The sequence below is a fragment of the Plantibacter sp. MDV22-iso1 genome, assembly GCF_058408345.1.
Genome location: NZ_JBZVDY010000001.1, coordinates 1231177 through 1251847 on the forward strand (window position 1 = coordinate 1231177; position 20671 = coordinate 1251847).

The 20671-nt window shown below is 69.8% G+C and carries 19 protein-coding genes; 11 read left to right on the plus strand and 8 right to left on the minus strand.

Translation table 11 applies throughout. The features are described from left to right. Nucleotides 1-115: 115 nt before the first annotated feature. The gene (locus AC4PMY_RS05875; RefSeq protein WP_079003831.1) at nt 116-1672 is read right to left on the minus strand and encodes an amino acid permease; all 1557 of its coding nucleotides are present in this window, start codon (nt 1670-1672) and stop codon (nt 116-118) included. Nucleotides 1673-1910: 238 nt separating this feature from the next. Between AC4PMY_RS05875 and AC4PMY_RS05880 the strand changes: the two genes are divergently transcribed. The 5 genes from AC4PMY_RS05880 to AC4PMY_RS05900 all read left to right on the plus strand — a co-directional run bounded on the left by AC4PMY_RS05880 (nt 1911) and on the right by AC4PMY_RS05900 (nt 7142). Then, nucleotides 1911-3278: a glutamine synthetase family protein gene (locus AC4PMY_RS05880; RefSeq protein ID WP_491622191.1), complete on the plus strand. Its 1368-nt coding sequence runs from the start codon at nt 1911-1913 to the stop codon at nt 3276-3278. After that, nucleotides 3265-4101 carry a gamma-glutamyl-gamma-aminobutyrate hydrolase family protein gene (locus AC4PMY_RS05885; RefSeq protein WP_064295537.1) on the plus strand — a complete coding sequence of 279 codons (837 nt, stop codon included), beginning with the start codon at nt 3265-3267 and terminating at the stop codon, nt 4099-4101. Before AC4PMY_RS05880 ends, AC4PMY_RS05885 begins: the two co-directional genes overlap by 14 nt. Next, the gene (locus AC4PMY_RS05890; RefSeq protein ID WP_064295536.1) at nt 4098-5453 is read left to right on the plus strand and encodes an aldehyde dehydrogenase family protein; all 1356 of its coding nucleotides are present in this window, start codon (nt 4098-4100) and stop codon (nt 5451-5453) included. Before AC4PMY_RS05885 ends, AC4PMY_RS05890 begins: the two co-directional genes overlap by 4 nt. A gap of 82 nt (nt 5454-5535) precedes the next feature. Beyond that, complete coding sequence (locus AC4PMY_RS05895) at nt 5536-6324, plus strand: 3-oxoacyl-ACP reductase (protein ID WP_194718745.1); 789 nt, start codon at nt 5536-5538, stop codon at nt 6322-6324. A gap of 53 nt (nt 6325-6377) precedes the next feature. Further along, nucleotides 6378-7142 (plus strand): FadR/GntR family transcriptional regulator, encoded by a 765-nt coding sequence (locus AC4PMY_RS05900; protein ID WP_064295535.1) that lies wholly within the window; start codon nt 6378-6380, stop codon nt 7140-7142. A 90-nt stretch (nt 7143-7232) separates the two neighbouring features. Here AC4PMY_RS05900 and AC4PMY_RS05905 read toward each other — a convergent pair whose 3' ends face one another. Then, the gene (locus tag AC4PMY_RS05905) at nt 7233-7355 is read right to left on the minus strand and encodes a hypothetical protein (protein WP_255376692.1); all 123 of its coding nucleotides are present in this window, start codon (nt 7353-7355) and stop codon (nt 7233-7235) included. Nucleotides 7356-7426: 71 nt separating this feature from the next. Between AC4PMY_RS05905 and AC4PMY_RS05910 the strand changes: the two genes are divergently transcribed. Then, a complete protein-coding gene (locus AC4PMY_RS05910) occupies nt 7427-8377 on the plus strand; it encodes a LysR family transcriptional regulator (RefSeq protein WP_491622192.1) in 951 nt (316 codons plus the stop codon). A gap of 90 nt (nt 8378-8467) precedes the next feature. Here AC4PMY_RS05910 and AC4PMY_RS05915 read toward each other — a convergent pair whose 3' ends face one another. Further along, nucleotides 8468-9166, minus strand: coding sequence for a DedA family protein (locus AC4PMY_RS05915; RefSeq protein ID WP_491622193.1), 699 nt, complete (start codon nt 9164-9166; stop codon nt 8468-8470). Nucleotides 9167-9337: 171 nt separating this feature from the next. On the opposite strand from AC4PMY_RS05915, the gene AC4PMY_RS05920 reads away from it, so the two are divergent. Continuing rightward, entirely contained in the window at nt 9338-10213 is an 876-nt protein-coding gene (locus AC4PMY_RS05920) for an exodeoxyribonuclease III (protein WP_491622194.1), read from the plus strand. 282 nt (nt 10214-10495) lie between these two features. On the opposite strand, the gene AC4PMY_RS05925 is transcribed toward AC4PMY_RS05920, so the two are convergent. The 3 genes from AC4PMY_RS05925 to AC4PMY_RS05935 all read right to left on the minus strand — a co-directional run bounded on the left by AC4PMY_RS05925 (nt 10496) and on the right by AC4PMY_RS05935 (nt 14920). After that, complete coding sequence (locus AC4PMY_RS05925) at nt 10496-12085, minus strand: DUF4832 domain-containing protein (protein WP_491622195.1); 1590 nt, start codon at nt 12083-12085, stop codon at nt 10496-10498. 161 nt (nt 12086-12246) lie between these two features. Beyond that, nucleotides 12247-13839 (minus strand): amino acid permease, encoded by a 1593-nt coding sequence (locus AC4PMY_RS05930; RefSeq protein ID WP_491622196.1) that lies wholly within the window; start codon nt 13837-13839, stop codon nt 12247-12249. A 160-nt stretch (nt 13840-13999) separates the two neighbouring features. Then, on the minus strand, nt 14000-14920 hold the full coding sequence (locus tag AC4PMY_RS05935) for an AEC family transporter (RefSeq protein ID WP_071262228.1): 921 nt from the start codon (nt 14918-14920) through the stop codon (nt 14000-14002). A gap of 164 nt (nt 14921-15084) precedes the next feature. On the opposite strand from AC4PMY_RS05935, the gene AC4PMY_RS05940 reads away from it, so the two are divergent. Further along, nucleotides 15085-16182, plus strand: a complete 1098-nt coding sequence (locus AC4PMY_RS05940; RefSeq protein WP_491622197.1) for a Glu/Leu/Phe/Val dehydrogenase family protein — start codon at nt 15085-15087, stop codon at nt 16180-16182. Nucleotides 16183-16261: 79 nt separating this feature from the next. On the opposite strand, the gene AC4PMY_RS05945 is transcribed toward AC4PMY_RS05940, so the two are convergent. After that, entirely contained in the window at nt 16262-17275 is a 1014-nt protein-coding gene (locus AC4PMY_RS05945; RefSeq protein WP_491622198.1) for an NADP-dependent oxidoreductase, read from the minus strand. 103 nt (nt 17276-17378) lie between these two features. Then, nucleotides 17379-17765 carry a DUF1304 domain-containing protein gene (locus tag AC4PMY_RS05950; RefSeq protein ID WP_491622199.1) on the minus strand — a complete coding sequence of 129 codons (387 nt, stop codon included), beginning with the start codon at nt 17763-17765 and terminating at the stop codon, nt 17379-17381. 138 nt (nt 17766-17903) lie between these two features. Here AC4PMY_RS05950 and AC4PMY_RS05955 point away from each other — a divergent pair, with 138 nt between their 5' ends. The 3 genes from AC4PMY_RS05955 to AC4PMY_RS05965 all read left to right on the plus strand — a co-directional run bounded on the left by AC4PMY_RS05955 (nt 17904) and on the right by AC4PMY_RS05965 (nt 20641). Continuing rightward, nucleotides 17904-18485 (plus strand): TetR/AcrR family transcriptional regulator, encoded by a 582-nt coding sequence (locus AC4PMY_RS05955; RefSeq protein ID WP_064295527.1) that lies wholly within the window; start codon nt 17904-17906, stop codon nt 18483-18485. Between the two features lie 131 nt (nt 18486-18616). After that, the gene (locus AC4PMY_RS05960) at nt 18617-19525 is read left to right on the plus strand and encodes an ABC transporter ATP-binding protein (protein WP_491622200.1); all 909 of its coding nucleotides are present in this window, start codon (nt 18617-18619) and stop codon (nt 19523-19525) included. A 54-nt stretch (nt 19526-19579) separates the two neighbouring features. After that, nucleotides 19580-20641, plus strand: coding sequence for an aliphatic sulfonate ABC transporter substrate-binding protein (locus AC4PMY_RS05965; RefSeq protein ID WP_491622201.1), 1062 nt, complete (start codon nt 19580-19582; stop codon nt 20639-20641). Nucleotides 20642-20671 lie beyond the last annotated feature (30 nt).

Below are 20671 nucleotides of genomic sequence, written 5' to 3' on the forward strand. Positions count from 1 at the left end.
ATGGGGGCGGTCCGCATCCCCGACGCGCGAGAGCCCCGGCGTGTCGGTACGACTCGCCGGGGCTCGAGGACGCCACGCCGCCACCGTCCTGCGTCGGGGCGGCTGCGTCCGGGGGTCAACGCGCCGTGCCGGAACCCGGGTCCTCGGGGCGGTCGACTGCGAGCAGTTCCGCCTCGGTCGCTCCGCCGTAGCCCTCGGTCTCCGGGTCGCCGTGCAGGCCGCCCGAGACCGCGTACTCCTCCTCCGGTGACATGACGAGCCGGTGGCGACCCCAGACCGCGAAGGCGACCAGCATGACGACATAGACGACGACGATCGCGATGATCGCCGGGAGGAACGTCGGGTTGAGCAGGAAGCCCACGAAGATGAGCGCGGCGATGACGGCCGCGATGACCGCCCCCGGGACACCCCACGGGCTCAGGTAGGGCCGCTTGGCGTTCGGGAACTTCCTCCGCAGCAGCAGGAACGCGATCATCTGCATGAGGTACGCGAGCACCGCGCCCCAGACCGCGATGTTGAGCACGATCGCACCGGCGACACCGCCCGATCCGCCGGCCGCGTCGACGATGAGCAACGCGACGAACCCGATGATCGCCCCGGCCACAAGGGCCACCCACGGCGTCTGCCGCTTGCCGGTGAGGGAGAGGAACCGCGGGTAGTACCCGGCGCGGGACAGCGAGTACATGTTGCGACCGTAGGCGAACATGATGCCCTGCAGCGAGGCGAGGAGCCCGATGAGGGCGAAGAGCGCGAGGACCGCCGCCGCACCGTCACCGACGATGGCTCGGAAGCCGTCGAGCAAGGGCTCCCCTGCCGTCCCGGTCGCCTCGGCACCGATGACGCCGGTGTTGAGGAAGAGGACGAGGAGGCCGGTCACGATGAGCGTGCCACGAGCCCAGAACCCGGCCTTCGGGATGTCGCGCACCGGGTTGTGGGACTCCTCCGCCGCGAGCGGCAGCTCCTCGATGCCGAGGAAGAACCACATCGCGAAGGGCAGGGCGAACAGGATCGGGAGGACGCCGTGCGGCAGGAACTCGGTCTGGCCCGCGTCGGGAGCGATGTCGAACAGGTTGGCCCAGGCGAACTGGCCGGAGAAGACCGCCATCGCGGAGAAGACGAGCAGGATGCCGATGGAGATGATCGAGACGACGATGGCGAAGCGGAAGGAGATGCTCGCACCGGCGGAGTTCAGTGCGATGAACGCGACGTACAGGATCGCCCACCACACGGGCGACGGCATGGAGAAGCCGAGCAGCTCGCTCGTGATGGCGTCGGCGTAGGAGGCCGAGAAGTACACGATCACGGCCGTGGTCGCGACGTACTCGATGGTCTCCGCGAGGCCGGTCACGAACCCGCCCAGCGGTCCCATCGCCGCTCTCGCGAAGGAGTAGGCCCCGCCGGTGTGCGGCATCGCTGCGGCCATCTCCCCGATCGAGAAGATCATGCCGTAGTACATCGCGACGAGGATGACGAAGGCGATGAGCATGCCGCCGAACCCGGCGAAGTCGATGCCGAAGTTCCAGCCGGAGAAGTCGCCGGAGATGACCGCCGCGACGGCGAGGCCCCAGAGTCCCCACACCCCGGCCGACCGCTTCAGGCTGCGTTTCTCGAAGTACCCCTCGCCGGCCGCGGTGTAGGTCACCCCGGAGATCTTGCGCGTGTCGTCAGCCATCGATGCGTCCTGTCGCTCGGGTTGCGCGCTCGTCGGGCTCGCACAACGTCCTCAGATTCGGTTGGCCTGACTCTAGGGCCCGCAATGGTCGCATGTACATACCTTTGTGAGGAAATCCCTCTCGCAAATGCATCGATCCGCTGGAGGCGTTGTGATGTAATGGTCGGGTTCGCGACCTTTCAGTTCTCCATCGAGGTAGAACGCCGACGACGGGTCCCCCGATCAACGAGGAGCTGCCATGCACCCACGCTCAGGAAACCTGACGCTCGAGGAGCTCACGACGGCCGTCGCCGCGCGCGAGATCGACACCGTGATCCTCGCGTTCACCGACATGCAGGGCCGACTCGTCGGCAAGCGCGTCTCGGCACGCCTCTTCGTCGAGGACGTCGCCGAGCACGGGGCGGAGTGTTGCAACTACCTGCTCGCGGTCGACGTCGAGATGAACACGGTCGACGGCTACGCGATGTCGAGTTGGGAACGCGGCTACGGCGACATGGCGATGATCCCCGACTTCTCGACCCTCCGCCGCGCGCCCTGGCTGCCGGGCACGGCCCTCGTCACCGCCGACCTCCAGTGGCTCGACGACGCCCCGGTGGTCGCTTCACCCCGTCAGATCCTCATCGCCCAGCTCGAACGGCTCGCGGAACGCGGCCTCGTCCCGTTCGTCGGCACGGAGCTCGAGTTCCTCGTCTTCGACGACACCTTCCGGGAGGCCTGGGCGAAGGACTACACGAAGCTGACCCCCGCCACCGACTACAACATCGACTACGCGATCCTCGCCTCGACCCGCATGGAGCCGTTGCTGCGCGACATCCGCAACGCCATGGACGGCGCCGGCATGTACTGCGAGGGCGTGAAGGGCGAATGCAACCTCGGGCAGCAGGAGATCGCGTTCCGCTACGACCACGCCCTCGTCACCTGCGACAACCACTCGATCTACAAGAACGGGGCGAAGGAGATCGCCGACGCCCACGGCAAGAGCCTCACGTTCATGGCGAAGTTCGACGAGCGCGAAGGCAACAGCTGCCACATCCACCTAAGCCTCCGCGGCGAAGACGGTTCGGCCGTGTTCGCGGACCCCGACGCGCCCGACGGCATGTCGAAGCTCTTCCGGCACTTCCTGGCCGGGCAGCTCGCCGCGATGCGCGAGCTGACGATGTTCTTCGCGCCGAACATCAACTCCTACAAGCGCTACGTCGACGGCAGCTTCGCCCCGACGGCCGTCGCCTGGGGACACGACAACCGCACCTGCTCGCTCCGGGTCGTCGGCCGGGGGCTCGGCATGCGCGTCGAGAACCGGGTGCCGGGTGGCGACGTGAACCAGTACCTCGCCGTCGCCGCCCTCATCGCCGCCGGACTGCACGGCATCGAGAACGAACTGGAACTGGAGGACCCGACCAGCGGCAACGCCTACACGGGCGGTGCGCCCCGCGTCCCGACCTCGCTCCGGGAGGCGGCCGAGCTCTTCTCGCAGTCGACGATCGCCCGCGAGGCCTTCGGCGACGAGGTCGTCGACCACTACCTGAACTTCGCGAAGGTGGAACTCGCCGCCTTCGACGCCGCGGTGACGGACTGGGAGCGGGTGCGCGGCTTTGAACGCCTCTGACCCGGACGTCCCAGCGACCGACCCGCCCGTCTCGAGCGCTCCGCTCATCGGTGTCACGACCTACCTCGAACAGGCCCAGACCGGTGTGTGGGACGTCCCGGCGTCCTTCCTGCCGAAGGTGTACCTCGACGCCGTGACGGATGCGGGAGGGATCGCGGTCCTCCTCCCACCCCAGCCGGTCACCCGTGCCGTGGCCGCGTCCGTGCTGGCGCGGCTCGACGGCCTCATCGTCTCGGGTGGCGCCGACGTCGACCCCGGCCTGTACGGGCAGGCCGCCCACCCGCGCACGGGTCGACCACGGACCGACCGGGACGCCTGGGAGGAGGCGCTGCTCACGGCGGCGATCGACGCCGAGCTGCCGTTCCTCGGCATCTGTCGTGGCGCACAACTGTTGAACGTCGCGCTCGGCGGGACGCTGATCCAACACCTCCCCGACCTCGTCGGCGACGACTCCTTCCAGCCCGGCGAGGGCGTCTTCGGGCCGAAGACCGTCGCGATCGAAGCCGACTCGCGGCTGGCCGCGCTGCTCCGGCAGGACGACGACGAGCTCGACGTGCACGTCTACCACCACCAGTCGATCGACCGCGTCGCCGACGGACTCGTCGTCACCGCCCGCACCGAGGAGGGCGTCATCGAAGCGGTCGAGCTGCCGACGGTCCCCTTCGGACTCGCCGTGCAGTGGCACCCCGAGGAGGAGACGGCCGACCGGCGTCTCTTCGCCGGGCTCGTGGACGCCGCGCGACGACACCGCGACGCCGGGACCACCGCAGGACTCAGCACCAGCACCACACCCGGCACCGAGAGCAGGAGCACCACACCGTGAGCTACACGATCCTCAATCCGGCGAACGAGCACGTCGTCACGACGGTCGAGCACCTCGACCTCGCCGAGACGGACGCCGCCATCGCCCGCGCCGCCGTCGCCCAGCGGTCCTGGGCGGCCGTCAGCCCCGCCGACCGCGCCCAGGCGCTCCGCCGGTTCGCCGCATCGGTCGACGCCGACCGCGAGCACCTCGCGAGCCTCGAGGTCGTCAACTCCGGCCACCCCATCACCCAGGCGCGGTGGGAGGCCGGTCACGTCCGCGACGTGCTCGAGTACTACTCGGCGTCACCCGAACGGCTCTTCGGTCAGCAGATCCCCGTCGCCGGCGGCATCGACCTCACCTTCCACGAACCGCTCGGCGTCGTCGGCATCATCACCCCGTGGAACTTCCCGATGACGATCGCTGCCTGGGGGTTCGCACCGGCGCTCGCGGCGGGGAACGCGGTGGTCCTGAAGCCCGCGGAATGGACGCCACTGACGAGCATCCGCCTCGGTGAACTCGCCCTCGAGTCCGGTCTGCCCGAGGGCCTGTTCCAGGTGTTGCCGGGCCGCGGGTCGGTCGTCGGCGAGCGCTTCGTCACGAACGAGACCGTCCGGAAGGTCGTCTTCACCGGGTCGACCGCCGTCGGCAAGCGCATCATGGCCGGCGCGGCGGAGCAGGTGAAGCGCGTCACCCTCGAACTCGGCGGCAAGAGCGCCAACATCGTGTTCGCGGACGCCGACCTCGAACGCGCGGCCGCGGCCGCCCCCTACGGCGTCTTCGAGAACGCGGGCCAGGACTGCTGCGCCCGGAGCCGGATCCTCGTCCAACGGAGCGTCTACGAGCGGTTCATGGAGCTGCTGGAGCCGGCCGTGCAGGGTGTGGTCGTCGGCGATCCGAACGACGAGGCCACCGAGATGGGACCGCTCGTCTCCGCTCCGCATCTGGCCGCCGTGCGCTCGTACGTGCCCGAGGGTGCGCCGATCGCCTTCACCGGGAGCGCCCCGGACGGCCCGGGGTACTGGTTCGCGCCGACCGTCCTGACGCCCGGCCGCGACGACCGCACCGTCCGGGAGGAGATCTTCGGTCCCGTCGTCGCCGTCCTGCCCTTCGAGGACGAGGCCGACGCTCTCACCCTCGCGAACGACACGGAGTACGGCCTCTCCGGCTCGATCTGGACCCGCGACGTCGGTCGCGCGATACGGGCCGCTCGAGCGGTGGAGTCGGGCAACCTGTCCGTCAACTCCCACTCCTCCGTCCGCTACTCCACCCCCTTCGGCGGGTTCAAGCAGTCGGGTCTCGGGCGCGAGCTCGGTCCCGACGCCCCGCTCGCCTTCACGGAGACGAAGAACGTCTTCCTCGCCGTCGACTGAACGACCCGCACCACCCGGCCCCTGAGCACCATCCCCGGTCCCTGAGCCTGTCGAAGGGCGGGGCAGAGAGAAAGAGCACCACATGACCATCACCCCCATCGACCTCACCCAGCGGCTCGCCGGAAAGGTCGCCGTGATCACCGGCGGCGCGAGCGGCATCGGCCTCGCCACGGCGAAGCGCTTCGCCGCGGAGGGCGCCACCGTCGTCATCGGCGACCTCGACCCGACGACCGGCCAGGCGGCGGCCGAGCTCGTCGGTGGGCTCTTCGTCCAGGTGGACGTGACCGACCAGGCGCAGGTCGACCACCTGTTCGACACGGCGGCCGAGACCTACGGCTCGGTCGACATCGCCTTCAACAACGCCGGCATCTCCCCGCCCGACGACGACTCGATCGAGACGACCGAACTCCCGGCCTGGGAGCGCGTGCAGGACGTGAACCTCAAGTCGGTCTACCTGTGCTCGCGCGCCGCCATCCGTCACATGGTGCGGCAGGGGAAGGGCTCGATCATCAACACGGCGTCGTTCGTCGCCGTCCTGGGTTCGGCCACCTCGCAGATCTCGTACACGGCGTCCAAGGGCGGAGTGCTCGCGATGAGCCGCGAGCTCGGCGTGCAGTTCGCCCGGCAGGGCATCCGCGTCAACGCCCTGTGTCCCGGTCCCGTCAACACCGCGCTGCTGCAGGAGCTCTTCGCGAAGGACCCGGTGCGCGCGCAGCGGCGACTCGTGCACATCCCGCTCGGACGATTCGCCGAGCCCGAGGAGTTGGCCGCGTCCGTCGCCTTCCTCGCGAGCGACGACTCCTCCTTCATCACCGGGTCGACGTTCCTCGTCGACGGCGGCATCTCCTCCGCCTACGTGACGCCGGAATGAGCTGACGACATGCCCGGGCGGGGGACGCGACCCCGGGGAAATAGACTGATCCGATGAGCGAGACGCGGAAGGGCGACGAGGCGACCGAGGTGCTCAGCGCCGAGCTCCTCCTGCGTCCGGGCCGCGCCGGGAACGCGTTCGAGGAGACCGTCCAGCGGCTCCTGCAGTCCATCCGTCTCGGGCTCATCGAGCCGGGCGGTCGTCTGCCGGCCGAGCGCGAACTCGCGACGATGCAGGGGGTCAGCCGAGACACCGTGCGGGATGCGATCGCCGCGCTCACCGAGGCCGGTTACCTGACCTCGCGGCGAGGACGCTACGGCGGGACGTTCGTCATGGACGAGCTGCCCGACGACGAGGCGATCACCGGGGCCCACTCCCCCGAGGCCGGCCGGGTCTCGATCTCGGCGGCGGAGATCGAGGACACGCTCACGCTCCGCAGCATCCTCGAGGTCGGTGCTGCGCGCGAGGCGGCGCAGTGCAAGCTGTCCGGTGCCGACCGCGAACGCCTGTGGCAGGCGCTCGGAGACTGCCGGGATGCGGCGCCCGCCGACTACCGCCGCCACGACTCCCGTCTCCACCTGCTCATCGCGGAGCTCGTGGGAGCGCCCAGCCTGCTGCCGCTCGTCGCCGAGTCGCGCATGCGGGTCAACGAACTCCTCAACGGCATCCCACTGCTGGCGGTGAACATCGCCCACTCCGACGAGCAGCACGAGCGCATCGTCAAGGCGATCCTGCGCGGTCACCCCGAGGAGGCGGCACAGGCGATGGCCGAGCACGTCGCCGGCTCCGAGGCGCTCCTGCGAGGCTTCCTCGCCTGAGCGCCTGTCGCGGCGCGGACATGGAACGACCTCCCGGCGACGAGTCGCGAGGAGGTCGGATGCGCCGGTCGTGCCGGCGGGTGCGAGGTCCTAGAAGGACTTCGGGTAGGTGCGGGCCGGGATGGCACGGTAGCCGTCGCGCTTGACGACGACGACCGATCCGACGGCCGCACTCGCAGCGAGGAGGGCGATGATGCCGAGATAGATGGTCATACTTCTATGAAACGCCCGATCGGCATGAAGGACAAGCGCACGATACTGACGCTATTCGGTAGCATCTCTACATGGACGTCCGCCGACTCGACCTGCTGCGGGAACTGGCCGAGCGCGGCACCGTGCACGCCGTCGCCGAGGCCACACACCGCACCCCGTCCGCGGTCTCCCAACAGCTCAAGGTCCTCGAGCGCGAGGCGGGCCTCCCGCTCACCGAACGGCGCGGTCGCGGCCTCGTCCTCACCGACGCCGGCCGGGCACTCGCGGCCAGCGCCACGGACGTCGCCGTCGCGATCGAGCGGGCGACGAGCGTATGGGACGAGTACCGCAACCGTCCGATCGGCACCGTCACGGTCGCGACCTTCCCCACCTTCGGGCAGATGGTCGTCCCTGCCGTGCTCCGCAGCCTCGAGGCGGTACCCGGCCTGCGGGTCGTCGTGAGCGACCGCGACCCCGACCTGGAGGACTTCCCCGATCTGGCGGCCGACTTCGACATCGTCATCGCGCAGGCGATCAGCGGCGAGCGCAACTGGGTCCGTCGCGGTCTCCGCATCACGCAGCTGCTCTCCGAGCCGCTCGACGTCGTGCTGCCGGTCGGGCATCGCCTCAGCGGCCAGACCGTCCTGACCCCGGCGGACCTCGCGGACGAGTCCTGGATCGGCGTGCCGGTCGGCTATCCGCTCGACCGCCTGCTCCGCAGCATCGAGGCCGAATCGGGTGGCGAGCTCCGAGTGGTGCAGCGGGTGAGCGACAACCGCATCGCGGAAGCGATGGTCGCGGCGGGCCTCGGGATCGGGCTCCTCCCGCGGTACACGGCCAGCGGTCCGGAGCGCGGCATCGTCCTCCGTCCGCTCGCGGGGCTCGACGCTACCCGTCGGATCGTCGCACTGTCGCGTCCCGACCGCGCCGAACGCCTGGCGGTGCGGACGGTCCTCGACGCGATCCGCGTGGAGGCGCAGTCGGTCGCCGCTTCGCACACGGCGCAGGAGCCCGAGGAACTCACCACGCCCCGCTGGGTGTGAGCTGGACCGTTCTCAGGAGTCCGTCGGCGCGCCGGTGGCGGCGACCGCGGACACACCGCTCGAGTCCTGAGAACGGTCCCGGCGGGATGGTCAGCCCTCGGCCCGACCGACGCCGCTGCGCTCCCGGCGGTACCGCTGCACTCCGCGCCAGACCGCGACGCCGACGGCGATCACGACGCCCGCGATGACCACCTTCTGAAGGATGCCCGCGTACTCCTCGACGAGGTGCCACTGCTCGCCGAGGAAGAAGCCGGCGAGGACGAAGATGGTGTTCCAGATGGCACTGCCCGCGAAGGTGAGCAGGGTGAACCGCAGGACCGGCATCCGTTCCACGCCGGCGGGGATGGAGATGAGGCTCCGGAAGATCGGGAGCATCCGACCGAAGAACACCGCCTTCGAACCGTGCTTCTGGAACCAGGCCTCCACGCGGTCGACGTCCTCGACGTGCACGAGCGGCACGCGCTCGGCGAGCCGTCGCATCCGGTCGCGTCCGAGCACCGCCCCGATCGCGTAGAGGGCGAGTGCACCGATCACGGAACCGGCCGTCGTCCAGATGAGGACCTCGACGAGACCGAGCTTGCCCTGACTGGCGGCGAATCCGGCGAGCGGCAGGATGATCTCGCTCGGCAACGGCGGGAAGAGGTTCTCGAGGGCGATGGCGAGGCCGGCTCCCGGACCACCCAACGTCTCCATGAGGTCGACCGCCCAGTCGGCGACCCCTCCGAGGGCGCTGTCCCCTCCGGTCGAGGCGGCGGACAGGCTGGACGTGGCGGCGGTGGACGTCGTCATACCCTCGACGCTACGCGACACCCGCTCGCCATCCCTGGGAACCTCCGCTCAATCCCCCACCCGTCGGTTCCACCGAACCGGCCCGTTCTCAGGACCGCTTCGGCGTGGCGAGCCTCACCCGGCGCGACACGCCGGAGGTCTCCTGAGAACGGAAACCGATAGCGTTGGGGCATGCGCATCGCCACCTGGAACGTCAACTCGATCCGTACCCGCGTCGGCCGCGTGGTCGACTGGCTCGTCCGTGAGGACGTCGACGTCCTCGCCATGCAGGAGCTCAAGTGCAAGCCCGAGCAGTTCCCGATGGAGGCCTTCACGAAGGCCGGCTACCAGGTGGAGCTCCACGGGCTCAGCCAGTGGAACGGCGTCGGCATCGCCAGCCGCCTCCCGATGGAGGACGTGCAGATCGGCTTCCCCGACATGCCGGGCTTCGGCAAGCCGCCGGCGAGCCTCGCGCTGGACGGTCCCGGATTCGACGCCGACGGCCTGCCGCTCGAAGCACGAGCCATCGGCGCGACGGTCGACGGCGTCCGCCTCTGGAGCCTGTACGTCCCGAACGGCCGCGCGGTCGGCGACCCGCACTACGACTACAAGCTCCGCTGGCTCGCCGCGCTCGAAGCCGACACCCGCTCCTGGCTCGCCGAGAACCCCGAGCTGCCGCTCGCGCTCATGGGCGACTGGAACGTCGCCCCGCTCGACTCCGACGTCGGCGACCCGAGCTTCGGCCCTGGCTCGACCCACATCTCCGCGCCGGAGCGCGCCGCCCTCGCCGCCTTCGTCGACGCGGGACTGCAGGACACCGTCCGCCCGTTCGTCCCCGAGGGCTACACCTTCTGGGACTACAAGCAGCTCCGGTTCCCACGGAACGAGGGCCTCCGGATCGACTTCATCTACGGCTCGCAGGCCTTCGCGGACCACGTCATCGAGGCGTCGATCCACCGCAACGAGCGCAAGGGCGACAGTCCGAGCGACCACGTTCCCGTGGTCGTCGACCTCGACTTCACCCTGTCGGACGAAGAGGACGACGACTCGCCGATGATCTTCGGCTGACACCGCTCCGCACCGCCCACAACTCCTGCTGTCGGAGCACGCCAGCGCTCAGCTGGGACCCCAGGCGCCAAGAACGAGCACTCAGCAGGAGTTGTGAACACGGCAGACGGCCTCGCCCGCGGACAGGCACCCGCTGGCCCCGCCTCACCCAACCGTCCGGCGCTCGACCGCCCGACCGTCCGAACCGTGTTCACAACTCCTGCAGGTCATGCCTCGGCGGCCCTGTCCGAGACCGGAGGCGGTAGCCGTCCCGATCGAGCAGGAGTTGTGAACGTCCCCCGATCAGGACGCGGGCGAGGAGACCCGGCGGCGGGAGAGGACCAGCGCGAGGGCACCGAGGGCGATCGCGCCACCACCCAGCCATGCGGGAGCGAGCGACGAGACGCCGGTGTCGGGCAGCCTGGCCGCAGCACCGGCCACCGGTTCGGCCATGACGACGCCGTCGGCACCGACGGTCACCTGACGCTGCAGGCTGTTCACACCGGTCTCCGCGTCCCAGGTGCCGACGTTCGCCGTCTGGACGGCGTAGAGCGGATTCGTCGCGACCGACTCGTGCGTGGCGGGCAGCGACAGCGCGGTGTCGTAACGACCGGCCGGGACGTCGGCGAGTGACGCCTGGAGCGTGACGGTCTCCCCCGCGCCCCAGGTGCGGGCGTCCGAGCCGAACGGGACGAGCACCGTGCGCTCGGCGTTCGACAGGACCAGGTAGGCGGGCCGGCTGTTGTACGGAGCCGCCCACCCGTCGTTCCGGACCGTCAGCGAGAGCGTGCCGTCCACGACCGAACTCTCGGTCATCACGAAGCGGTAGCCGAGTCGCTTCGCGGTGGTGTCGAGGTTCTCCTGGCCCCAGGACTGCAGGACGTCCTGCAGGTAGTCCCAGTTGAGGTAGCTGAAGTTGTAGCGTTCCATCTCGGCCGAGGCCGTCGCCCAGTCCGACCGCGGCGGGTTCACGTTGCAGGTCTCACCGCCCACCGGCACCCAGTCGCCCTCCTGTGCGAGGTAGTCCTGATCGAGCGAGATCGGGTCGGACAGGTACGTGCCCCAGTCGTCGGGCGCCGCGAGGAAGCAGTCGTTGTGGTGGCCGATGCGCGAGATGGCGCTGCCGTCGAACGCCTGCGCCTCGGTGATGGCTCCAGCGGTCCCGGACGGCACCCCGAGGATGTTCTGCTTCATGTTCATGGTCCGCACCTGGATGGAGCGGTCGTCGGGAACCGCCTCGAGGAGCGCCTCGACGACCGCGCCACGCTTCGCCCGGTCCTCGTCCGTGAGCACACCGGGGTTCGCCGGGTCGGCGGCGAAGTGGTCCGTGTAGTAGCCCTCACCCCAGAGGCCGACGAAGCCGGCCTGCACGACCGAGATGACGTCGGCGTTGTCCTGGAAGATCGGCGTGAGCTGCTCGATGTGGGTGAGCACGATGTCGAGCGGCGCGTCGCCGTACGGCGGCGTGTAGGGCCAGTCACCGCCCGCGAGGTACGCGAAACGCGGGATGACCGAGATGCCGGCGGCGCGAGCCGCGTCGAAGTCCGCCTGGACGAGCGCGAGCCAGGCGGGGTCGAGGGTCGGCTCGGCCACGAACCGTTCCATGTAGAAGACGCGGACGAGCTCGGTGATGCCCTCCTCGCGGTAGGCCGCCAGGGTGGCCACGTCGAGCGGCGTGTACCCCGGCCCGCCTTCGGTCCCCTCGGGGTAGTAGTGCGTGTTGTTCGTGTGGTCGAAGCCGCGCTCGGGATTCGCGATGATCGCATCGCTCGGCTCGTAGGCGACCGTGTCGGCCGGTGTCGGGGCAGGTGCTTGCGCCGCGGCGCTCAGCGGGGTGGCGACGACGATGCCGCACGCGGCGAGCACGGCGACGAGACGGAGACGACGGTTCACGGGAGCTCCAACGGGGTCCGGTGGTGCACGGAAGAGGTTGCCCACATCCTGCTGAACCGACACCCGAGGTGCAAGGGAATGCTCGAGACCGGGTCGAAGTGATCACTATCGCTTAGCGATTCACCTCGGAACGCCGATCAGGTCGCCGCCCCCGCTCCCGCCTAGGACTTCGGTGCGCCCCCGCGCTTCCGCTTGTTCGCATCGATGGCGGGACGCTCCGCGACCACCGGCCAGGTGCCCGTGTGCCCCTCCCGTGCGGCCGCGGCTGCCAGGATTCGAGGCTTCGCCGCGAACCATCCGACGATGAGCAGCGGGATGAGGACGATGAGCGAGGCGAGGACCCAGCGGCCCGTCTCGGAGAAGCCCATGGTCACGAGGACGAACAGGAGGAACGCGAGCGTCAGATACGACGTGAACGGTGCCCCGAACAGGCGGAACGACGGCCGCTCGACCTTGCCCTGCTTCGCCCAGCGCTGCAGCTGGATCTGGCAGAGGATGATCGTCGCCCACCCGCCGATGATGCCGATCGCCGAGATCTCGAGCACGATCTCGAATGCCTTCGACGGGACGAGCGCGTTGAGGCCGACACCCAGCAGGGTGAGTGCCGCCGTGAGCAGGATGCCGCCGAAGGGGACGCCGTTCTTGCTCATCTTGCCGGTGAAGGCGGGAGCCGAGCCGTTGACCGCCATGGAGCGCAGGATGCGGCCCGTCGAGTACAGACCGGCGTTGAGGCTCGACAGCGCTGCCGTCAGGACCACGAAGTTCATGACCGACGCCGAGATCGCCCCGGCCTGCTCCGACCCGATGTGCGAGAAGAAGGTGACGAACGGGCTCTCGCCGGCCTCGTAGGCCGTGTACGGCAGCAGGAGCGACAGCAGCAGCACCGAGCCGACGTAGAAGATCGCGATGCGGAAGATGACCGTGTTGACGGCCTTCGGCATGATCTTCTTCGGCTCCGCCGTCTCACCGGCAGCCGTACCTACGAGCTCGATGGCTGCGTAAGCGAAGACCACACCGGAGATCGCGATCATCGGGGCGAAGGCCCCGACCGGGAACAGCCCGCCGTTGTCGCCGATGACCGAGAATCCGACGGCGCCGATGTCGGTACGTCCGCCGAAGACGATGAAGCAGACGCCGACGATGAGGAAGATCACGAGCGCCGACACCTTGATGAGCGCGAACCAGAACTCCATCTCCCCGAACAGCTTGACGGAGACGAGGTTGAGCGCCAGCACGATGACGAGGGCACCGAGTGCGAAGACCCACTGCGGGAAGTCCTCGAGTTCCTTCCAACCGAACAGCTTGCCGAAGGTCTTGATGTAGAGCGCGGCCGCGGTGACGTCGACGATCGAGGTCATCGCCCAGTTGAGGAAGTACAACCACCCCGCGCCGAACGCCATCTTCTCGCCGTAGAACTCACGCGCGTAGGAGATGAACGAGCCCGAGGACGGGCGGTGGAGGACGAGTTCGCCCAGAGCGCGGAGGATGAGGAACGCGAAGAACCCGCAGAGCGCGTACACGAGGATGAGCGCCGGGCCGGAGCTGTTCAGACGCCCGCCCGCACCGAGGAAGAGCCCCGTGCCGATCGCGCCGCCGATCGCGATCATCTGGATCTGCCGCGGCTTGAGGGTCTTGTGGTATCCCTCCTCCTCACCGGAGAAGTCCTGCACGGCGAGCATCTCGTCGCCGACGGTCTCGCGGGATTCGGCCCAGTCTCCGGAGCGTACGTGTCGTGGGTTCGTGCCTTCGGTCATGTCGTCCCATCGGGTCGTGTCCGGTGGTGCTCCACCGGACTGGACGGTGGTATATCTCAGTCGCGCCCGCCCAAGAGTAGTCGCGAACGTTCGACTTTTCCGGCCATCGCTGTCCATTCTTCGGAGGACAGAGCTGTTCCGGATGGACCGGTTCCGGAGGTCAGGCGAGCAGGGCTGCGACGACGACGAGGACCGGTACGGAGAGGATCGTCGTCAGCAGGACGGTGTCGCGGGCGAGCGTGACGCCCTGCTCGTAGCGGCTGGCGAAGTTGTAGACGTTCTGGGCCGCCGGGAGGGCGGCGAGGACGACCGAGGCGAACAACGGCGTGCCACTCAGCCCGAACCCGAAGTGGGCGATGAGGTAGGCGAACCCGGGCATCACGACCGATTTGATCGCGGTCGCCACGAAGATCTCCCGACGTCCGCTGCCGGCCTGCAACGGCCGCATGCCGTGCAGCGACATCCCGAACGCCATCAGGATGAGCGGCACCGCCGCGCCCCCGAGGAGTTCGAACGGGGCCATGACCGGCTCGGGCAGTCGGACGCCGAACAGGTTGAGCACGACGCCGACGATCGACGCGACGATCATCGGATTGCGGAAGGGTTGCGTCACAACACCGAGGAAGGAGACGGAGCCGCGCTGTCTGACATCGAGGATGGTGAGGGCGATCGGAGCGAAGACGAGCAGCTGCAGCAGGATGACCGGGGCGACGTAGCCGGCCTCACCGAGGACGTAGACCGCCACCGGGATGCCGATGTTGTTGGCGTTGACGTAACCCGAGCCGAGTGCGCCGATCGTCGCGACGGAGAGGTCCTTGCGCAGCCACACGGCGTTCAGCAGCACGAAGAGTGCAGCGGCCGACAGGGCACTCGCGAGGGCGACCCAGATGAAACTGCTGAACACCTCGTGCAGGTCGGCCGTGGCGAGCACGGTGAACAGCAGCGCCGGGTTGGTGACGAAGAACGCCACCCGGTTGAGCACATGCCCGGTCGTCGGGCCCCCGACCTCGAGACGCCCGGCGAGGTAGCCGACGAGGATGACGGTGCCGATGATCGCGAACCCCGTCAGCACTCCACCCATGCCGTCCAGCCTAGGTGCAGCCCGTCCACCGGCCCGGTCGAGCCGACGGTTGTGGAGCGGGCGGCCGGCGTGGAGAATCTGGGGAGGAGAGCCGGGCACCACCATCGCCCCGCGATCCGCTCCCACCAGGAGCCCGCACCAATCACCCACGAGGAGATCCGACGATGACGTCATTCGACCCGGTCGCGTCCAGCGACGCGATGCACAGCACCACCCTCCCCCACGAACGCCTGTCCATCAGCCGCGGCCCGCGCTCCGGGCTGACCATCAGCGTCGCCCTGCACTCCACCGCCCTGGGACCGGCCCTCGGCGGCGCGCGACTCTGGCGGTACGGGTCCTGGCTCGAGGCCGTCGACGACTCCCTCCGCCTCGCCGCGGGGATGACGATGAAGAACGCGGCCGCCGGTCTCGCGCACGGCGGCGGCAAGTCCGTCATCCACCTGCCCGTCGGGACGACCCTCGACCCCGCGGAGCGCCGCGACGCGATGCTCGACCTCGGCGACGCGGTCGAAGCACTCGGCGGCGCGTACCGCACCGCGGAGGACGTCGGCACGACCGCCGACGACATGGCCGTCGTCGCCGAGCGGACCGAGCACGTCAGCGGGCTGCCGGCGGACCGCGGAGGTGTCGGCGAACCGAGCGAGGCGACGGCGGCCGGCGTGTACGCGGCCATCACCGCGACGCTCGAGACGGTCTTCGGCACACCGCTCGTCGCGGGCCACCGGGCGACGGTCTCCGGACTCGGCCAGGTCGGCGGCCGACTCGCCCGGCGCCTCGCGGCCGAGGGGGCACGCCTCATCGTCACCGACGTCGACCCACGCAAGCGCGCCCTCGCCGAGGAGATCGGCGCCAGCTGGATCGAAGCGGGCGACGAACACCTCGTCGAGACGGACCTCTTCGTGCCGTGCGGTGTCGGCGGTGCCCTGAACGCCCGGGTGATCGGCCAGCTGCGGTGTCGCGCCGTGGTCGGGGCGGCGAACAACCAGCTCGCCACCCGCGCCGACGCAGTGACCCTTGAGGAGCGCGGCATCCTGTGGGCGCCGGACTTCGTCGCGAACGCCGGCGGCGTGATCTACCTCGCCATGGCGTCCGAACCGGGCGCCGATGCCGCGGCCATCGAGCAGCGGGTGTCGGCGATCGGGCGGACCGTGCAGTCGATCTACCGGGACGCCGCTGCGGAGGGCGTCACGACGCTCGTCGCCGCCGAACGCCTCGCGATGGCCCGCATCGATGCGGCGGGCGGGGTCCTCACAGCGGTCTGAGGACGGCGAACGGCCCGTCCACCCGGAGCGGGTGGACGGGCCGTCGGTCGCCAGTGTCAGGCGACGTCGAGGGATCGCGTCAGAGCTTGACGACCATCTTCCCGGTGTTGGCACCGCGCATGAGGGCGAGGAACGCGTCGAGCGTGTGGTCGAGGCCCTCGTAGACGGTCTCGTCGAAGACGACGTCGCCGTTCTGCAACCACGCACCCATCTCACCGGAGAACGCCGGGAAGTGCTGCGTGTAGTTACCGACGGTGAAACCCGTGAGGGTGAGCCCCCGGGTCACGATGTTCGACAGGTTGCGCGGGCCCTCGGCACGCTCGGTGTCGTTGATCTGCGAGATGACGCCGCAAAGCGCTGCACGTCCGCCGTCGTTGAAGGCGTCGATCGCCGCTTCGAGGTGCTCGCCCCCGACGTTGTCGAAGTACACGTCGATGCCGTCGGGTGCCGCGGCCGCGAGCTGCTCGGTGACGGGGCCGTCCTTGTAGTTGAACGCGGCGTCGTAGCCGTACTTCTCCGTCAGCAGGGCGACCTTCTCGGCCGATCCGGCCGAACCGATGACGCGCTTCGCGCCCTTGAGACGGGCGATCTGGCCGACCATCGTGCCGACGGCACCTGCCGCACCGGAGACGAACACCGTGTCGCCCTCTCGGAACTTGGCGACCTCGAGCAGACCGACGTACGCGGTGAGGGCCGTCATGCCGAGGACGCCGAGGTAGGCGGACAGCGGGACGCCGGGGAGCTCGGGGACGACGCGGAACCCGCCGGCGTCCTCCTGGACGAGGTCGCGCCAGCCGAACTGGTGCAGGACGACGTCGCCGACGGAGAAGCCCTCGCCGGCCGACTCGACGACCCGGCCGATGGCTCCGCCGGTCATCGTCTCTCCGAGCTGGTACGGCGCGACGTAGGAGCGGGCGTCGTTCATACGACCGCGCATGTAGGGGTCGACCGAGAGGAAGAGGTTCTGGACCCGGAGCTGGCCGGGCGCGAGCTCCGGGAGCTCGACGGAGACGGTCCGGAAGTCGGACTCGGTCGGCCAACCGACCGGTCGCGAGACGAGCTGGATCTGGGTGCTGAGCGCGGGGGTGTTCATGTGGTGCCTTTCCTTGGTGCGGTGATTCGATGCATCGGTGGGTGGGCGCAGCACGTCGTCGGGTTGCGGACGGGGTGACGCCGGGGCGTCGGGATGGGAGGTGTCAGACGACCAGCGCGATGATGAGCGCGACGAGTCCGAGCAGCGGGGTGGTCCCCTGGACGATCGCGGCGCGTGCCTTCGTGCGGTCCGAGGTGATGAGGACGAGCGAGGCCAGGAGCATGGAGCCGGCCGAGGCGAAGACGAGGGCCGCGCCGATACCGGTCGAGCCGGTGATCAGGAAGACGATGCCGACGATCGCGCCGATCGCGAGGAACAGGTTGTAGAAGCCCTGGTTGTACGCCATCCCTCGGGTGGTCTCGGCCTCGAGCTCCGAGGTGCCGAAGGTCTTGCGGGTGGCCGGCTCGGTCCAGCGCAGCGACTCGAGCACGAAGATGTAGACGTGCAGGAGGGCGGCGATGCCGACGAGGACGAGACTGACGACGAGCATGGGACGGGCCTTCCGGGAGATCGGTGTCGAGTCGTCCGGGCGGAGCGACATTCTGTACCGATGGGTCTACTATAATAGTAGAACGCTCGGTACACAAGCCGCCGTCCGGAGGTCCGGCCGAGCCAGGAGGAGGCACCCATGGGACGCACGCAGGAGTTCGACACCGTCGCCGTCGTCCAGGCGGCGCGGGACGTCTTCTGGGACCGCGGGTACGAGGCGACCTCGCTCGCCGACCTCGAAGCGGCCACCGGTCTGCGGCGGTCGAGCCTGTACCACGCCTTCGACAGCAAGCGCGGACTGTTCGACGCCGCCGTGCAGGACTACCTCGACACCGTCATCCGACCGCGCCTCTCGGTGCTCGCGCGTGCGACGGACGGCAGAGCCGGGCTCACCACCTACTTCTCGGGCGTGCAGACCGTCATCGCGACGCTGCCCGACGACTCCCCCCGCCGCGGTTGCCTCCTCCTCAACAGCGCGGCCGGCCTCGCGGCCCACGACGATGCACTGCGCGAGGTCGTCGACGGCTACCGGGCCGAGCTCACCACCGCGGTCTCGGACGCCCTCGCCCTCGCCCGTCCCGAGGCGGACGCGGACGAACTCGCCGCGGCCGCCCGGCAGCTCACCTCGTTGTCGGTCAGCGCGCTGCTGCTCGCCCGGGTCAACCGGGAGGAGGCCGTCGCCATCCTCGACGTCGCCCTCGCGCAGGTCGGCAGCTGGTAGCGGACGCATAACACCGGAACCCTGCGGATGTCACCGGCGGACGCCAATGTGACGCTCTGTTTCGGCGGCCGAGAGCGGCCCGTCACCCTCGCGTAGCATGGCGGGCACCCCACCCCTGGAGCCCGAGACCCATGACGAACGCCGCCCCAAGCCCGCTCGCCGCGAGCTCGCCGGTCACCCGCGACGCCGTCCCCGTCGGCTCGGCGGATCGTGCCTCCACGGTCGCGTTCGCCGGGGTCGGCCGCACCTTCGCGAGCGGCGTCGGCAAACGCGCCGACGTCCCACGGCCCGTGCTGCGCGATGTCACGATCACCGCCGAGGCCGGGGAGGTCGTGGCGATCCTCGGCACGAGCGGCTGCGGCAAGTCCACCCTGCTGCGGATCGCGGCCGGTCTCGACCACCCGACCGCCGGCTCCGTACTCATCGACGGCACGCCCGTCGCCGGCATCGACCCGCGCACGGCCTTCGGCTTCCAGGAGCCTCGACTCCTCCCTTGGCGCACCATCGCAGCGAACGTCGCGCTCGGTCTTCCCAAGCGGACACCCGCAGCCGAAGGACGTGCCCGCGTCGCCGAGCTGCTCGAACTCGTCGGGCTCGCGGACTTCGCCGAGCACCGCCCACGGGAGGTCTCCGGCGGCATGGCGCAACGCGCCTCACTCGCCAGGGCCCTCGCTCGCCGGCCGGGCGTCCTGCTCCTGGACGAGCCGTTCGGCGCCCTCGACGCCCTCACCCGGCTGAAGATGCAGGACCTGCTGCTCGCCATCCACCTCGCCGCGCCCACGACCATCCTGCTCGTGACGCACGACGTCGACGAGGCCCTCCAGCTCGCCGACCGGGTCATCCTGCTGGGTCGCGAGGAGGGACAGCCCGGTTCGACCATCGCGCAGACCGTGACCGTCCCCGGCGACCGCCCGCGCGACCGCGGGTCGGCAGAGCTCGCCGAACTTCGCGGCCGTCTCCTCGACGGACTCGGCATCGACCGCCACGGTCTCGCCCGCGGCGACCAACGACTGCCGTCCATCCCGCACTTCCCGTACTGAGCCACCCACCACCTCCGCCGTCATCCCGCACCGATCCACAGCAAGGACCAACGCATGACCTCACGACGCCGCTTCACCATCTCCCGCGCCGGGCGCGCGGCCCTCGTCGCCGCGACCGCCGCCGCAGCACTCCTCCTCAGCGGCTGCGTGGCGGGCGAGAACGCTCCTGCAGCCGGCCGCGACAGCACCGCCGGCACCACCGAGGGCGGCACGCTCAACATCGACTTCGCGACCTACAACCCGCTCTCCCTCATCATCAAGGACCAGGGCTGGCTCGAGGACGCCCTCGACGACCAGGACATCACCGTCAACTGGGTCCAGTCGGCCGGCTCCAACAAGGCCAACGAGGCACTGCGGGCCGACGCGATCGACGTCGGGTCCACCGCCGGGTCCGCCGCGCTGCTGAACCGGGCGAACGGATCGGCCATCCAGGCGATCGACGTCTTCTCGCAGCCCGAGTGGTCGGCGATCGTCGTCGGCCAGGGCTCGACGATCACCGACGTCGCCGACCTCAAGGGCAAGAAGGTCGCCGCGACGAAGGGCACCGACCCCTACTTCTTCCTGCTGCAGGCACTGGAGGAGGCCGGCCTGTCCGCCTCCGACGTCACGATCGAGAACCTCCAGCACGCCGACGGCTGGGCAGCCCTGCAGAACGGTTCCGTCGACGCCTGGGCCGGTCTCGACCCGATCATGGCCGGCGCCGAGGAGGCGGGCGCGAAGCTCATCTACCGCAACGTCGACTTCAACAGCTACGGCATCCTCGCCGCGACCGAGTCCTTCGTCGACGAGCGCCCGGACGTCGCGCAGACCGTTGTGAACGCCTATGAGCACGCTCGTGAATGGGCCGCGTCGAACCCCGACGAGACGGCGCAGATCCTCGCGGACGCCGCGGGCCTCGACCTCGCCGTGGCGACGAAGGTGATCACGGAGCGCTCGAACCTCGACGTCGACCCGGCCCCGGGCGAGGCGCAGGAGCAGGTCCTGTCGATCATCGGCCCGATCTTCGTGGAGTCCGGCGACGTGGCCTCGCAGGACAAGGTCGACGACGCCCTGGCCGACCTCTTCAACCCGAGCTTCGTGGACGACGCGGACCCGTCCGCCATCGGCGCGAAGTAGTCCGTCGCCTGAACCGCCCCGAGAGGAAAC

Coding starts and splice junctions, on each gene's coding strand:
- AC4PMY_RS05875 (WP_079003831.1), bottom strand. CDS start 1,672: ATGGCTGACGACACGCGCAAGATCTCCGGGGTGACCTACACCGCGGCC.
- AC4PMY_RS05960 (WP_491622200.1), top strand. CDS start 18,617: ATGACGAACGCCGCCCCAAGCCCGCTCGCCGCGAGCTCGCCGGTCACC.
- AC4PMY_RS05905 (WP_255376692.1), bottom strand. CDS start 7,355: ATGACCATCTATCTCGGCATCATCGCCCTCCTCGCTGCGAGTGCGGCC.
- AC4PMY_RS05935 (WP_071262228.1), bottom strand. CDS start 14,920: ATGGGTGGAGTGCTGACGGGGTTCGCGATCATCGGCACCGTCATCCTC.
- AC4PMY_RS05940 (WP_491622197.1), top strand. CDS start 15,085: ATGACGTCATTCGACCCGGTCGCGTCCAGCGACGCGATGCACAGCACC.
- AC4PMY_RS05965 (WP_491622201.1), top strand. CDS start 19,580: ATGACCTCACGACGCCGCTTCACCATCTCCCGCGCCGGGCGCGCGGCC.
- AC4PMY_RS05900 (WP_064295535.1), top strand. CDS start 6,378: ATGAGCGAGACGCGGAAGGGCGACGAGGCGACCGAGGTGCTCAGCGCC.
- AC4PMY_RS05880 (WP_491622191.1), top strand. CDS start 1,911: ATGCACCCACGCTCAGGAAACCTGACGCTCGAGGAGCTCACGACGGCC.
- AC4PMY_RS05910 (WP_491622192.1), top strand. CDS start 7,427: ATGGACGTCCGCCGACTCGACCTGCTGCGGGAACTGGCCGAGCGCGGC.
- AC4PMY_RS05895 (WP_194718745.1), top strand. CDS start 5,536: ATGACCATCACCCCCATCGACCTCACCCAGCGGCTCGCCGGAAAGGTC.
- AC4PMY_RS05955 (WP_064295527.1), top strand. CDS start 17,904: ATGGGACGCACGCAGGAGTTCGACACCGTCGCCGTCGTCCAGGCGGCG.
- AC4PMY_RS05930 (WP_491622196.1), bottom strand. CDS start 13,839: ATGACCGAAGGCACGAACCCACGACACGTACGCTCCGGAGACTGGGCC.
- AC4PMY_RS05950 (WP_491622199.1), bottom strand. CDS start 17,765: ATGCTCGTCGTCAGTCTCGTCCTCGTCGGCATCGCCGCCCTCCTGCAC.
- AC4PMY_RS05915 (WP_491622193.1), bottom strand. CDS start 9,166: ATGACGACGTCCACCGCCGCCACGTCCAGCCTGTCCGCCGCCTCGACC.
- AC4PMY_RS05920 (WP_491622194.1), top strand. CDS start 9,338: ATGCGCATCGCCACCTGGAACGTCAACTCGATCCGTACCCGCGTCGGC.
- AC4PMY_RS05945 (WP_491622198.1), bottom strand. CDS start 17,275: ATGAACACCCCCGCGCTCAGCACCCAGATCCAGCTCGTCTCGCGACCG.